Origin of the sequence: Marinobacter maroccanus, from assembly GCF_002933275.1 — a bacterium.
GTDB classification, from domain to species: Bacteria; Pseudomonadota; Gammaproteobacteria; order Pseudomonadales; family Oleiphilaceae; genus Marinobacter; species Marinobacter maroccanus.
The window spans coordinates 1-12,967 of record NZ_PSSX01000022.1 but is presented as its reverse complement, the minus strand read 5'-3'; the positions used below and the strand labels follow the sequence as shown (position 1 = coordinate 12,967).

Genomic DNA, 12,967 nt, shown 5'->3' with positions numbered 1-12,967 from the left:
GTTGAGGAGTTCGGGGTCAGATGAAAAAAGGGTCAGCTGAGAATCTCATCTGACCCTTTTTTCATCTGACTGACCCCAATTTCAGTCTTTACTCGTCGCCCATCAAACCAAAGGTAACAACGTTCGTCAGTGAGCGGTTTTCGCCCTTCAGCAGATCCACCTCAAACTCACCGTTGTCATTAAACGCCTCACTTTCCGGGAAGTTGGTCCGGAGCATGGCGATTGCGTCCTGTGAACCTTTTTTCAGCTCCAGGAAGCGAAAGGTTTCCGCCAGGATAATCAGGGCCTCTTCGGAAACCGTTGCCGTCGGATAATTCTCGATGACGTAACGCGCCCGGTTATTGGCCGCCACGTAGGCCTGGCGCTTGATGTAATAGCGGGCTGCGTGAAGTTCCAGTTCCGCCATCCGATTGCGCACCGCGATCATCCGCTGGCGGGCATCCGCCACGTACTGGCTGTCCGGGTAGCGGTTCAGCAGTTCGGAAAAGTCCCTGAACGACTGCAGCTGCTCGCCGGGATCGCGGGCGGCTACGTCAATCGGGAAGTAGCGCGCGGCAAGCCCGATGTCCAGATTATAGGAGGCCAGGCCGCGCATATAGAGGGCGTAGTCCGCGTGGTCGCTTTGCGGGTTAAGGCGCAAAAACCGGTCGGCGGCGGCACGGGAACCTTCAAGATCCAGGTTCTGGTAACGGGCATAAATCAGGTCAAGCTGCGCCTGCTCCGCGTAGCGACCGAAGGGGTAGTAGGTTTCCAGGGCATCCAGGTTCTGCTCTGCCTCGTTGAAGTTTCCAGAGGTCATAGCCTGGCGGGCGTTCTCATAATAGGTCTTCTCCGGAAGTACTTCCTCCTGCTTGTTGGAGGCGCAGGCACTGGCCAGAACAACCAGTGTGGAAAGTAGCAGCAAACGAAGACCTGATCTCATTCCGGAATCCCGTATAATGTCGATTAATTCAAGGGCAGTCATTGTAGCGGGGAAGTGGCTCCATGTGCAGAGCAATGCCTCGCTGTTTCCAATAATCTGACCGAAACGTAACACACACAGGCCCTGGGGGCTTAATGTCATCTGAAAAACGAATCATCGCCAACTTTGTTGTGCCGCCGGAACTGAGTGATCGGCGCCTTGACCAGGCCGCTGCCGAACTGATGCCCGAACACTCCCGTTCCCGCCTGCAGTCCTGGATCAAAAGCGGCGCGTTGACGGTGAATGGAGAGACGCGAAAGCCTCGGGACAAAGTGATGCTGGATGATCGCCTGGCGCTGGATGCGGAACCGGAAGCCCAGGTGAGCTGGCAGGCCGAGGAGATCTCCCTGGATATTGTCTATCAGGATGAGCACTTGCTGGTCATCAACAAGCCTGCGGGCCTGGTGGTACATCCGGCTGCCGGCCATGCCGATGGAACCCTGGTCAACGCCCTGTTGAACTACGCACCGGAAGTCGAGAATTTGCCACGGGCGGGCATCGTACACCGTCTCGACAAAGACACCTCCGGCATCATGGTCGTTGCTCGCAGTCTGATTGCGCACACGTCCCTGGTCGATCAGCTGCAAACCAGAACCATGGGGCGCGAGTATGAGGCCGTCGTGGTTGGTACCCTAACAGGCGGCGCAACGGTTGATGCGCCCATTGGCCGGCATCCGCGGGAGCGCAAGAAGATGGCGGTGGTAGCCTCCGGCAAACCGGCAGTCACCCACTATCGTCTGGTGGAGCGTTTTGCCGCCCACACCCATGTTCGCTGCAAACTGGAAAGCGGCCGAACCCATCAGATTCGGGTTCATATGGCCCATGTAAAACACCCGCTGGTCGGAGACCCGCTCTACGGCGGCCGTCTCAGGTTGCCCAAGGGAACCACTGACGAGCTTCGAGAGGCGCTTTCAGCGTTCAACCGCCAGGCGCTCCATGCCCGGCAGCTGACTCTGGAGCACCCGGAAACCGGTGAAATACTGACCTGGGAGGTACCCCTGCCTGAGGATATGGTTGCGTTGATCCACGCTCTGCGCAAACACGCCCGGGAGCTGGAAACCCGTGACTATTGAAGGCAACGCCCTGAAACCGGGCTGGTCCGCGCCCGATAGAGTGCGGGCCGTCAGCACAACTCGCGCTGGCGGCGTCAGCGGTCGACCCTGGGACAGTCTTAACCTCGGTAGTCACGTCGAAGACAACCTGGAACACGTCCAAGAGAATCGGCGAAGACTCGCCGAGTGGACAGGACTGGATAGCGACCGGATTGGTTGGCTGAACCAGGTACACGGAACAGAGGTTGTTGAGCTAACCCCGAATAACGTCGGGCAAACCGTCAAGGCTGACGCCAGCTACACCCGTCATCCGGGCATCGCCTGCGCCATCCTCACAGCCGACTGCCTGCCCGTTATCCTTTCAGATTGCGAAGGAACAGTCGTCGGCGCCGCCCACTGCGGCTGGCGAAGCCTGTGTGGCGGCGTTATCGAGAATCTGGTGAGCGCCATGGCCGTTTCACCCGAGACCCTGCAAGCCTGGCTCGGCCCGGCCATTGGTCCAGAACGCTTCGAGGTCGGCCCGGAAGTCCGTGACGCTTTCTTGAACCATGATCCGGAAGCCGCCCACGCCTTCAAAGCGGAAGCCGCTCGGCCAGGGCATTTCATGGCGGATATCTATGCCCTCGCCACCTTACGGTTAAACCATCTCGGTGTTTACAACGTTACTGGCGGTGGCCTGTGTACCGTTCAAGATCCCGATCGGTTTTTTTCTTACCGCAGGGATGGTCAAACCGGGCGGATGGCAACTTTGATCTGGCTGAAAGGCTGATTATTGGTGTCTTGAATTGTGTGGCCCTGTTTTTGCCGCAAATTCTGGGGTCTGGCGCAGGACTATGTTCCAGAACTGTCTGCAGCATGGATGCTGCAGCCAAGCCTACATGGATGTATTCACGGCGTGTTCTGGAACATAGTCCTGCGCCAGACCTTCCTCCGAGTCCAGATTCCAAACTGACGGCCGTCAATTTTCTGACGAATATGCCGCCGCCCCGCTTGAAGTCCCCCTACTTGCCCCTACATTAAGTGTCAAAGCAATTGAATATCCGCCACCCACGGCACCACGGTATTCGCAGAAATTTGGGGAAAGTACACATGAGAATCGACAAGCTGACCAGCAAGTTGCAGACCGCCCTCGCGGACGCGCAATCCATCGCGGTCGGGAAAGATCACAATTTCATTGAGCCGGTGCACCTGATGCAAGCGTTGCTTGATCAGGAGGGCAGCGCCATCAAGCCACTGCTCAAACAGGCTGGCGCAGAACCGGGACGCATTCGCCAGGCGATCGCCCGGGAAATCGAGAACCTGCCGGAAGTGCAAGGATCCGCCGGCGACGTCTCCATGTCCAATGACATGGGCCGCCTGTTCAACATTGCCGATAAACTCGCCCAGAAGCGCAAAGACCAGTACATCTCCAGTGAGCTTATGCTGCTGGCCGCCTTGGAAGACCGGGGCACCCTTGGCCGGGTACTTCGGGAGCAGGGCGTCGATAAAGCTGCCTTGGAAAAGGCTATCGACGAGGTTCGCGGTGGTGAAGCCGTCAACGATGCCAGTGCCGAAGAAAACCGTCAGGCCCTGTCCAAATACACCATCGACCTTACCGAGCGAGCCGAGGCCGGCAAGCTGGACCCGGTTATTGGTCGAGACGATGAGATCCGCCGCACCATTCAGGTATTGCAGCGTCGTCGGAAAAATAACCCGGTTCTCATCGGCGAGCCTGGTGTTGGTAAAACTGCCATTGTCGAAGGCCTGGCCCAGCGCATCGTCAACGGCGAAGTGCCCGATGGCCTCAAGGACAAAAAAGTCCTGTCACTCGACATGGGCGCCCTGATTGCCGGCGCCAAGTTCCGGGGTGAGTTTGAAGAGCGCCTGAAAGCGGTTCTGAACGAGTTGTCCAAGCAGGAAGGCCAGATCATCCTGTTCATCGACGAGATCCACACCATGGTCGGTGCCGGTAAGGCCGAAGGCTCCATGGACGCCGGCAACATGCTCAAGCCGGCCCTGGCCCGCGGCGAGCTGCACTGTGTGGGCGCGACCACCCTTGATGAATACCGTGAAAACATCGAAAAAGACGCCGCCCTTGAGCGTCGCTTCCAGAAAGTCCTGGTCAGTGAGCCTAACGAGGAAGACACCATTGCCATCCTGCGCGGCTTGAAAGAGCGTTATGAGGTGCACCACGGGGTTGAAGTGACCGATGGCGCGATCATTGCCGCTGCCAAGCTGTCTCACCGTTACATTGCTGACCGTCAACTGCCGGACAAGGCCATTGATCTGGTGGACGAGGCAGCTTCCCAGATCCGTATGGAAATGGACTCCAAGCCTGAACCCCTGGATCGGCTGGAGCGGCGCCTGATTCAGCTGAAAATTGAACGGGAGGCTCTGAAGAAAGAGACCGACCCGGCCTCGAAAAAGCGCCTGTCCGAGTTGTCGGACGTGATTACCGGTGTTGAGCGGGAATACGCGGATCTGGAAGAAGTCTGGAATACCGAGAAGGCTGCGTTGCACGGGTCCCAGAAGATCAAGAGCCGGCTGGAGCAGGCCCGGATTGATCTGGAAAACGCCCGTCGCGCCGGCGACCTTGGCAAGATGTCCGAGCTCCAGTACGGACAGATCCCCGAGCTGGAGCGCCAGCTGGATATGGCCAGCCAGGCCGAGATGATGGAGATGAAGCTGCTCCGGAACCGGGTAACCGACGAGGAAATCGCCGAGATCGTCTCCAAGTGGACCGGCATTCCGGTGTCCAAGATGCTCGAAGGTGAGCGCGATAAGCTGATGCGCATGGAAGAGGCGCTTCATGGTCGGGTTATCGGCCAGGATGAGGCGGTTGAAGCTGTTTCCAACGCGGTGCGTCGTTCCCGGGCCGGATTGTCCGACCCCAATCGCCCCAACGGTTCGTTCCTGTTTCTCGGCCCGACCGGTGTCGGTAAGACCGAGCTGTGTAAGGCCCTGGCGTCCTTCCTGTTCGATACCGAGGAAGCCATGGTTCGTATCGATATGTCTGAGTTTATGGAGAAACATTCCGTCGCTCGTCTGATCGGTGCGCCTCCGGGCTATGTTGGCTACGAAGAGGGTGGCTACCTGACCGAAGCAGTTCGCCGTCGGCCGTATTCAGTATTGCTGCTGGATGAGGTGGAAAAAGCCCATCCGGATGTGTTCAACATCCTTCTGCAGGTGCTTGAGGATGGTCGCCTTACGGACGGGCAGGGCAGGACCGTCGACTTCCGGAACACGGTCATTGTCATGACCTCAAACCTCGGCTCGGACATCATCCAGCAGAAAGCGGGCGAGGAGAACTATGAGGCTATGAAGAATGCCGTCATGGAAGTCGTCGGCACCCATTTCCGCCCCGAGTTCATCAACCGGGTGGATGAAGTGGTGGTGTTCCACCCGCTGGCGGAGAGCCAGATCCAGGGTATTGCCCGGATTCAGATCGAATCGCTGAGCAAGCGCCTGAAAGAACAGGATATGAAGCTGGACCTGGATGACGCCGCGATGGAGTTGCTGGCTGAGGTAGGCTATGACCCGGTTTACGGTGCGCGCCCACTCAAGCGGGCGATCCAGCGGATGATCGAAAACCCGCTGGCTCAGCGGCTGCTTCAGGGAGAGTTTGTGCCGGGGGATGTCATCAAGGGGACGGTGGAGGACCACCACCTGGCATTCGCCAAGGCCTGATTTGAAAGCCGGGGTCAGATGAACGCTTTCATCTGACCCCTTTTTTAGTTCTTACTGTTCCGCTGGTCCGCAGTTCTCTTCCGCAATCCGCTCAAATTCTGCCCGTTTTTCGGCAATTTCCTCTGGGCTGAGGTAGCGTTGCTCGCCATTCTCCTCGACCCGTATGCGAGCGTTACGGTCAATCACGTCCAGGTTCGAGCGTGCTGTCACGCAATTCGCTTCCCGCTGTTTTCTGCGGGCTTCCTCAACTGCTGTTTCCTGGCGCTGCTCCGCTTCATCCGCTTGCTGTTCCTGCATACTCTGCAGACGCTCCTGAGGGCTCTGTCGATTGCCGGATGCGTCGGTAGACGTGCCGGAGCGAACATTGACGCGCTCGGCCTTTGAGCCCGTGGGCTGCCGGTCCCCGAAGTGGGTAACCCCGTTTTCATCGGTCCATTTATAGACAGAGGCGCTCATGGCGACACCTGGTACAACGGCCAGTAATAAGGTCAGCGTCAGGATTTTTCTGTTCATGGCTCTACTCGCGTATGTTCACTGCTCCCGGGCAGGCAGACAACCTGGATAAACCGGGCCCGTTTTTTCTCAGCTTATTATTGCCTATCATGCCATTGGTGTTGCGGATTTTCTTCTGTCTGGTTCAAATCTTTGTATCGGATTTGTGTCAAGTATGGCAGACCTTCGGCCAGTATAGGCACAGAAACCTGCAGCGGCTATTGACAGGGAGTTTCGCGCTGTCAGAATTACCGATTGCCTGAAGACTGGGGCCAATACGGCAGGCAATCCCGAGCGAGTATCCCCCATCAATTACCACACTGAACGCGCCGCGCATCCGTCGCGGGATGGTTGTTGCTTACGTGCAACCCGTTGATTGGCCGTTCTCCGCAACCCTCAGGAGGGCGGCTGGCCAGGAGACAACCTCTTAACAAGGTGTGGAGGAGCAGCCGGTTCCGCTTTCACAAGAAGCATGGACACCGTGAATCCAGGCAACCGGGACCCGTCCCGGCTCATTCACTCGTAGAAGAGGGTAGAAAATCGTGGAGTTATTGTCTGGCGCCGATATGCTGATCCGGTCCCTTCAAGATGAAGGTATCGAATACATATACGGCTATCCGGGTGGTGCAGCCCTTCATATTTATGATGCGCTGTTCAGGCAGGACAAAGTCAAGCACATTCTGGTAAGGCACGAGCAGGCGGCGGTCCATATGGCCGACGGCTATGCCCGCGCGACCGGAAAACCAGGTACCGTACTGGTGACCTCGGGTCCTGGAGCCACCAACACCATCACCGGCATCGCTACCGCTTTCATGGATTCCATCCCGATGGTGGTTCTGTGCGGCCAGGTCGCGTCCACTCTCATCGGCGAGGACGCGTTCCAGGAAACCGACATGATGGGTGTCTCCCGTCCGGTGGTTAAGCACAACCTCAGTGTCCGTCATCCCGAGGAAATCCCGGAGATTATCCGCAAGGCCTACTATATTGCTGCCACCGGTCGTCCTGGTCCGGTTGTTGTGGATATCCCCAAGGACATGACCACGCCGAATGAACGGTACGAGTACGCTTACCCGAAGAAGGTCAAGCTGCGCTCCTACAACCCCGCCATTCGCGGCCATGCCGGTCAGATCAAAAAAGCAGTGGACATGCTGTTGGCTGCCAAGCGTCCGATTATCTACGCCGGCGGCGGGGTTATTCTCGGCAAGGCTTCAGATCAGCTGACTGAGCTTGTCCGGATGATTGGTTACCCGATCACCAATACTATCATGGGGATCGGCTGTTACCCGGCCAGCGATAAGCAGCATCTCGGTTGGCTCGGCATGCACGGCACCTACGAAGCGAATATGGCCATGCACCACTCGGATCTGATTCTCTGCGTGGGGGCTCGCTTCGACGATCGAGTCACCAATGCCACCGAGAAGTTCTGTCCGGGTGCGCGCATTATCCACATCGACATTGATCCGGCATCAATTTCCAAGACGGTGGATGCGGACGTGCCGATCGTTGGTCCGGTAGACGCTGTGCTCAAGGAAATGCTGTCGCTGGTCAAGGAAGCGAAGGAAAAGCCCGACGCGGATGCCATCGCCTCCTGGTGGAAGCAGATTGACGAGTGGCGGGCATTCCACGGTATGCGTTATGAGACCAGCCCGGATGTGATCAAGCCCCAGGAAGTGATTGAAATGCTGTGTCGCCTGACCAACGGCGAAGCCTTCGTGACTTCCGATGTGGGTCAGCATCAGATGTTTGCTGCCCAGTACTACAAGTTCGACAAGCCCAACCGCTGGATCAACTCTGGTGGTCTCGGCACCATGGGCTTCGGTTTACCGGCGGCCATGGGTGTCAAGCTGACCCATCCGGACGATGAAGTGCTGTGCATTACCGGTGAGGGCAGTATCCAGATGAACATCCAGGAGCTGTCCACCTGCAAGCAGTACAATCTGCCTGTGAAGATCATCAATCTGAACAATCAGGCGCTGGGTATGGTCAAGCAGTGGCAGGACATGAACTACGAGTCCCGTCATGCCGAGTCCTACATGGAATCGCTGCCCGACTTCATCAAGCTGGCGGAGGCCTATGGGCACAAGGGTGTCCGGATTGAGAAGAAAGAAGATCTGGAGACCAAGCTGAAAGAAGTGCTGGCAATGAAGGACGATCTGGTATTCGTGGATATCTACGTGGACCGCTTTGAGCACGTTTATCCGATGCAGGTTGCCCGGGGTTCCATGAAGGATATGTGGCTCAGCAAGACGGAGAGGGTCTGATCATGCGTCGAATCATTTCTGTTTTGCTCGAAAACGAGCCCGGCGCCCTGTCACGGGTTGTTGGTCTGTTTTCCCAGCGTAACTACAACATCGAAACGCTCACCGTGGCGCCAACCGAGGACGAGACCTTGTCCCGTCTTACCGTGACCACGTCGGGATCGGACAAGGTGATCGAGCAGATCACCAAGCAACTGAACAAGCTGATTGAAGTCGTCAAGCTGGTGGATCTCACCGAAGGTGCCCACATCGAGCGTGAGCTGATGCTGGTCAAGCTGAAAGCCACCGGTTCCCAGCGTGCCGAGATCAAGCGTACGGTGGACATTTTCCGCGGCCAGATCGTGGATGTGACCAGCTCCGTCTACACGGTTCAGTTGGCAGGTGACAGCGAGAAGCTGGACGGCTTTATTCAGGCCGTTGGCACGTCGGGTGTGCTGGAAGTGGTACGCAGCGGTGTATCCGGTATTGCCCGGGGCGAGAAGGTGCTCAGCCTTTAACGATTTCAAACAGGGTTTGAACATTATGGCCCTCTGGGGCCATCACAAATAACAGAGGTTTCTCATGCAGGTTTATTACGATAAGGATTGCGATCTTTCCATCATCCAGGGCAAGAAAGTTGCCATCATCGGCTTCGGCTCCCAGGGCCACGCTCACGCGTGCAACCTGAAAGAATCCGGCGTCGACGTTACCGTGGGTCTGCGCCCGGGTTCTTCTTCCATTGCCAAGGCGGAAGCCTATGGCCTGAAGACCAGCGACGTGCCCTCTGCCGTTGCTGCCGCCGACGTCGTCATGGTTCTGACTCCCGATGAGTACCAGGCACAGCTGTACAAGGCGGAAATCGAGCCGAATCTGCAGCAGGGCGCCACCCTGGCGTTCGCGCATGGTTTTGCCATCCACTACAACCAGATCGTTCCGCGCAAGGATCTGGATGTCATCATGATTGCTCCGAAGGCACCGGGCCACACAGTGCGCACCGAATTTGCCAACGGCGGTGGTATTCCTGACCTGATCGCCATCTTCCAGGACTCCTCCGGCAACGCCAAGAACCTGGCGCTCTCCTACGCCAGCGGTATCGGTGGCGGCCGTACCGGCATCATTGAAACCACGTTCAAGGATGAGACCGAAACCGATCTGTTTGGTGAGCAGGCCGTTCTTTGCGGTGGTACTGTGGAGCTGGTTAAAGCGGCGTTCGAGACGCTCGTTGAAGGCGGTTACGAGCCGGAAATGGCCTACTTCGAGTGTCTCCACGAGCTGAAGCTGATCGTGGACCTGATTTACGAAGGCGGTATCGCCAACATGAACTACTCCATCTCCAACAATGCGGAGTATGGCGAGTACGTTACTGGCCCAGAAATCATCAACGAGCAGTCCCGCGAAGCCATGCGTAACGCACTCAAGCGTATCCAGAGCGGCGAGTACGCCAAGATGTTCATCTCTGAAGGCGCTCTGAACTACCCCTCGATGACCGCCCGTCGTCGCCAGAACGCAGCTCACGAAATCGAAGTGGTTGGTGAGAAGCTGCGCGGTATGATGCCGTGGATCTCCGCGAACAAGATCGTGGATAAGGACAAAAACTAAGCGGAATTCCGCCTGGTTTTGAAAAACGCGGCCCGGGTGGCCGCGTTTTTCGTATATACTCCGCCCAAACGCTTTCCGGAGTAATGGGAATGACTGAAGAAAGAAAAGCCGCCGACGGCAAGCAGAACCCGGACTTTGAGGTAGAGGCCGGGGAAGTGGTTGAAGAAGAGCTGGTGGAAGGTGCGCCGGTCCGCCGCAAAGGTATTTACCTGCTCCCCAATGCGCTTACAACGGCTTCGCTGTTTTCGGGTTTCTACGCCATAGTCTCTGCCGCAAACGGCGTGTTTGATAATGCCGCGATTGCCATTTTTGTCTCCATGATCCTGGATGGTCTTGATGGCCGTGTTGCCCGGATGACCAATACCCAGAGCAAATTCGGTGAAGAATACGACAGCCTGGCCGACATGGTGGCCTTTGGCGTAGCCCCGGGACTTGTCGCTTTTTTCTGGTCGCTGAACGCCTTCGATAAGGTCGGTTGGGCCGTTACGTTCATATACGTGGCTGGCGCTGCGCTTCGTCTGGCCCGTTTCAACACCCAGATCGGTTCGGTCGACAAGAAGTTCTTTGTTGGTTTGCCCAGCCCGGCTGCCGCAGCGTGCGTAGCTGGCCTGGTCTGGTGCTTCCATCTCTTTGAACCCGCTGCCTGGCTCACGTTGCTGACAATGGTGGTGGTTGCAGGTACGGGCGTGCTGATGGTCAGCAACATCCTCTATCGCAGTTTCAAGGATCTGGATCTGCGTGGTCGGGTGCCTTTTGCTGCTATTCTGCTTGTGGTCCTGGTGTTTGTAGTGATCGCGCTGGATCCGGCTACCGTACTCTTTACCGGATTTCTGATATACGCGTTGTCCGGCCCTGTTCGTGCGCTGTTCCGTGGCAAGCCCCGGAAAGCTTCAGGGGCCGCTGACTGAGCTCTCGCTTCCCGGGCTTCCTCATCGAGGTCCGGGAATTTTAACCACAGTCTCCGGTCAACGCCCTAGCTGGCTGACGCCCTGACGGAGACTTTCCATGTTCATTAAGAAGCGCCCATCCTGGGCTTTGCCTCACTCAGAAGTTACCCCCGAATCTGTCTACCTCAACCGACGGCAATTCATGTCCGGCACTGTCGCCGTTGCCGCTGGCCTTTCAATGCCGGGTCTATTATCCGCTGCAGAGCTTCCGGTCCCTGGGGAAGCGCTGGACTACGTTGCAATGCCCGGTTTCTCAACCGATGAGAAAAAGACGCCTTTCGAGGATGTCACTCGCTATAACAACTTTTATGAATTTGGCACCGGCAAAGGGGATCCTGCCAGGTACGCCGATGAAATGAGCGTTGATCCCTGGTCCGTCGTGGTTGAGGGGGAGTGCGGGCGGCCCGGTGAGTATGCGCTGGAGGACCTGCTCAAGCCCCATGAATATCAGGAACGGGTGTACCGACTTCGTTGTGTCGAAGCCTGGTCGATGGTGATCCCCTGGATCGGGATTCCGCTGGCCGACATCATTAAACGGCTTGAGCCCAACTCCCGCGCGAAATACGTCTATTTCGAGACCCTGTATGATCCGGATCAGATGCGAGGGCAGCGCTCATTGTTCAGCACCATCGACTGGCCTTACCAGGAGGGTTTGAGAATGGATGAGGCTATGAACGAGTTAAGCTTCCTGGCGGTCGGGCTTTATGGCAAAACCATGCCGAACCAGAATGGCGCGCCTATCCGGCTGGTTGTCCCCTGGAAATACGGATTCAAGAGCATCAAGTCGATCGTCAAGATACGGTTCCAGGAGGAGCGGCCGAAAACCACCTGGGAAATGCTCGCGCCTCAAGAGTACGGATTCTATGCCAACGTTAACCCGGACGTTGACCATCCAAGGTGGAGTCAGAAGCGGGAACGTAGGCTGCCTTCAGGTTTGCTTTCGCCAAACTGGATGGAGACCGTCAAGTTCAACGGTTATGGCGAGCAGGTTGCCGATCTGTATAAGGGTATGGATTTGAGTAAGTTCTATTGATGAGCGGTAAGCGAATAGTGGATCGTTCAGGCTCTGTTCTGATTTTTCGCCTGTTGGTCGCGTTTCTCGCCAGCGTTCCCCTTCTGGTGCTGGTTATCAACATTGCAGGGCAGTCGCTCGGGCCAGACCCGGGGCAGGAAGTGACGGAGTTATTGGGTATTGCTGCCTTCCAGTTGTTGATAGTGACCTTATGCATGACTCCGCTCAAGCGCTGGACCGGCTGGGCGGGCTGGATCCGGGTTCGCAGAATGCTCGGTCTGTTTGCGTTCTTCTATGCCGTCCTGCACGTGTTGGCATTTCTGCAATTCATCTTGGGCTGGAGTGATCTTTGGGCCACCTTTACCAAGCGGCCTTATATTGTGGCGGGTGCATTGTCTTTTCTGATGTTGATTCCCCTGGCTTTAACTTCAACCAAGGGAATGATGAAGCGGTTGGGTAAGAGCTGGAAGCCACTGCACAAGCTGGTCTATCTGATTGCCATAGTTGCCTGGATCCATTTCATCTGGCAAGCGAGAAGCGATATCGGTGAAATGGTCGCTTACGGCCTGGTAATCGTGGGTTTACTGGCATTGCGCTGGAAATGGGGCGGGGCTCGAGGGGTGATTCCTTTTGCCAGAGGCTGATTTCAGCCTGAAAACTGAACGAAATGATCACTGTCTGATCAGCGAAGTACGTGGAAACCGAGACCGCTATAAATTAATTCAAAAACCTCGTTGACAGTTTTCCTGACGCCTGTAGAATGCGCACCACTTCTGAGGGACAAGCCACTAACGGCAACCTCCCAGACGAAGGCAACTGTTTGAAAGTACTGAAGAAAGCGAGTTTTAAAATTCTTCAGATTAACGGTTGACAAGGCAGCGGAACGATGTAGAATACGCGGCCTTGATTGAGCAACAGCTCAAACGCTCTTTAAAAAGTTGACCAAGTAATTCGTGTGGGCGCTGGCCGAGGTATTTCGGATGCGAAATATCAGGACAGTG

At 56.6% G+C, this 12,967-nt stretch carries 11 protein-coding genes; 9 read left to right on the top strand and 2 right to left on the bottom strand.

The features are described 5' to 3' along the window. Nucleotides 1–88: 88 nt before the first annotated feature. The gene (locus KEHDKFFH_RS17700; RefSeq protein ID WP_104323139.1) at nt 89–922 is read right to left on the bottom strand and encodes an outer membrane protein assembly factor BamD; all 834 of its coding nucleotides are present in this window, start codon (nt 920–922) and stop codon (nt 89–91) included. Between the two features lie 134 nt (nt 923–1,056). Between KEHDKFFH_RS17700 and rluD the strand changes: the two genes are divergently transcribed. The 3 genes from rluD to clpB all read left to right on the top strand — a co-directional run bounded on the left by rluD (nt 1,057) and on the right by clpB (nt 5,679). Beyond that, nucleotides 1,057–2,034, top strand: a complete 978-nt coding sequence (gene rluD / locus KEHDKFFH_RS17695; RefSeq protein WP_104323138.1) for a 23S rRNA pseudouridine(1911/1915/1917) synthase RluD — start codon at nt 1,057–1,059, stop codon at nt 2,032–2,034. Further along, entirely contained in the window at nt 2,024–2,782 is a 759-nt protein-coding gene (pgeF, locus tag KEHDKFFH_RS17690) for a peptidoglycan editing factor PgeF (RefSeq protein WP_104323137.1), read from the top strand. Before rluD ends, pgeF begins: the two co-directional genes overlap by 11 nt. Before the next feature lie 320 nt (nt 2,783–3,102). Continuing rightward, nucleotides 3,103–5,679 (top strand): ATP-dependent chaperone ClpB, encoded by a 2,577-nt coding sequence (gene clpB, locus KEHDKFFH_RS17680; protein WP_104323135.1) that lies wholly within the window; start codon nt 3,103–3,105, stop codon nt 5,677–5,679. A gap of 51 nt (nt 5,680–5,730) precedes the next feature. On the opposite strand, the gene KEHDKFFH_RS17675 is transcribed toward clpB, so the two are convergent. Then, nucleotides 5,731–6,192, bottom strand: coding sequence for a DUF4124 domain-containing protein (locus KEHDKFFH_RS17675; protein WP_104323134.1), 462 nt, complete (start codon nt 6,190–6,192; stop codon nt 5,731–5,733). 521 nt (nt 6,193–6,713) lie between these two features. Here KEHDKFFH_RS17675 and KEHDKFFH_RS17665 point away from each other — a divergent pair. The 6 genes from KEHDKFFH_RS17665 to KEHDKFFH_RS17640 all read left to right on the top strand — a co-directional run bounded on the left by KEHDKFFH_RS17665 (nt 6,714) and on the right by KEHDKFFH_RS17640 (nt 12,610). Next, nucleotides 6,714–8,432, top strand: a complete 1,719-nt coding sequence (locus KEHDKFFH_RS17665; RefSeq protein WP_104323132.1) for an acetolactate synthase 3 large subunit — start codon at nt 6,714–6,716, stop codon at nt 8,430–8,432. A gap of 2 nt (nt 8,433–8,434) precedes the next feature. After that, a complete protein-coding gene (gene ilvN / locus KEHDKFFH_RS17660) occupies nt 8,435–8,926 on the top strand; it encodes an acetolactate synthase small subunit (RefSeq protein WP_104323131.1) in 492 nt (163 codons plus the stop codon). A gap of 64 nt (nt 8,927–8,990) precedes the next feature. Continuing rightward, nucleotides 8,991–10,007, top strand: a complete 1,017-nt coding sequence (ilvC, locus tag KEHDKFFH_RS17655; RefSeq protein WP_104323130.1) for a ketol-acid reductoisomerase — start codon at nt 8,991–8,993, stop codon at nt 10,005–10,007. A gap of 89 nt (nt 10,008–10,096) precedes the next feature. Continuing rightward, on the top strand, nt 10,097–10,915 hold the full coding sequence (pssA, locus tag KEHDKFFH_RS17650) for a CDP-diacylglycerol--serine O-phosphatidyltransferase (RefSeq protein ID WP_008170687.1): 819 nt from the start codon (nt 10,097–10,099) through the stop codon (nt 10,913–10,915). Nucleotides 10,916–11,012: 97 nt separating this feature from the next. Beyond that, entirely contained in the window at nt 11,013–11,987 is a 975-nt protein-coding gene (gene msrP, locus KEHDKFFH_RS17645; RefSeq protein ID WP_104323129.1) for a protein-methionine-sulfoxide reductase catalytic subunit MsrP, read from the top strand. Further along, on the top strand, nt 11,987–12,610 hold the full coding sequence (locus tag KEHDKFFH_RS17640; RefSeq protein ID WP_104323128.1) for a protein-methionine-sulfoxide reductase heme-binding subunit MsrQ: 624 nt from the start codon (nt 11,987–11,989) through the stop codon (nt 12,608–12,610). Before msrP ends, KEHDKFFH_RS17640 begins: the two co-directional genes overlap by 1 nt. The last annotated feature ends 357 nt before the right edge of the window (nt 12,611–12,967 follow it).

Excerpts from the sequence above, each read along its gene's own strand:
- KEHDKFFH_RS17640 (WP_104323128.1), top strand. The coding sequence starts at position 11,987 with ATGAGCGGTAAGCGAATAGTGGATCGTTCAGGCTCTGTTCTGATTTTT.
- KEHDKFFH_RS17675 (WP_104323134.1), bottom strand. The coding sequence starts at position 6,192 with ATGAACAGAAAAATCCTGACGCTGACCTTATTACTGGCCGTTGTACCA.
- rluD (WP_104323138.1), top strand. The coding sequence starts at position 1,057 with ATGTCATCTGAAAAACGAATCATCGCCAACTTTGTTGTGCCGCCGGAA.
- pssA (WP_008170687.1), top strand. The coding sequence starts at position 10,097 with ATGACTGAAGAAAGAAAAGCCGCCGACGGCAAGCAGAACCCGGACTTT.
- ilvC (WP_104323130.1), top strand. The coding sequence starts at position 8,991 with ATGCAGGTTTATTACGATAAGGATTGCGATCTTTCCATCATCCAGGGC.
- KEHDKFFH_RS17700 (WP_104323139.1), bottom strand. The coding sequence starts at position 922 with ATGAGATCAGGTCTTCGTTTGCTGCTACTTTCCACACTGGTTGTTCTG.
- ilvN (WP_104323131.1), top strand. The coding sequence starts at position 8,435 with ATGCGTCGAATCATTTCTGTTTTGCTCGAAAACGAGCCCGGCGCCCTG.
- clpB (WP_104323135.1), top strand. The coding sequence starts at position 3,103 with ATGAGAATCGACAAGCTGACCAGCAAGTTGCAGACCGCCCTCGCGGAC.
- msrP (WP_104323129.1), top strand. The coding sequence starts at position 11,013 with ATGTTCATTAAGAAGCGCCCATCCTGGGCTTTGCCTCACTCAGAAGTT.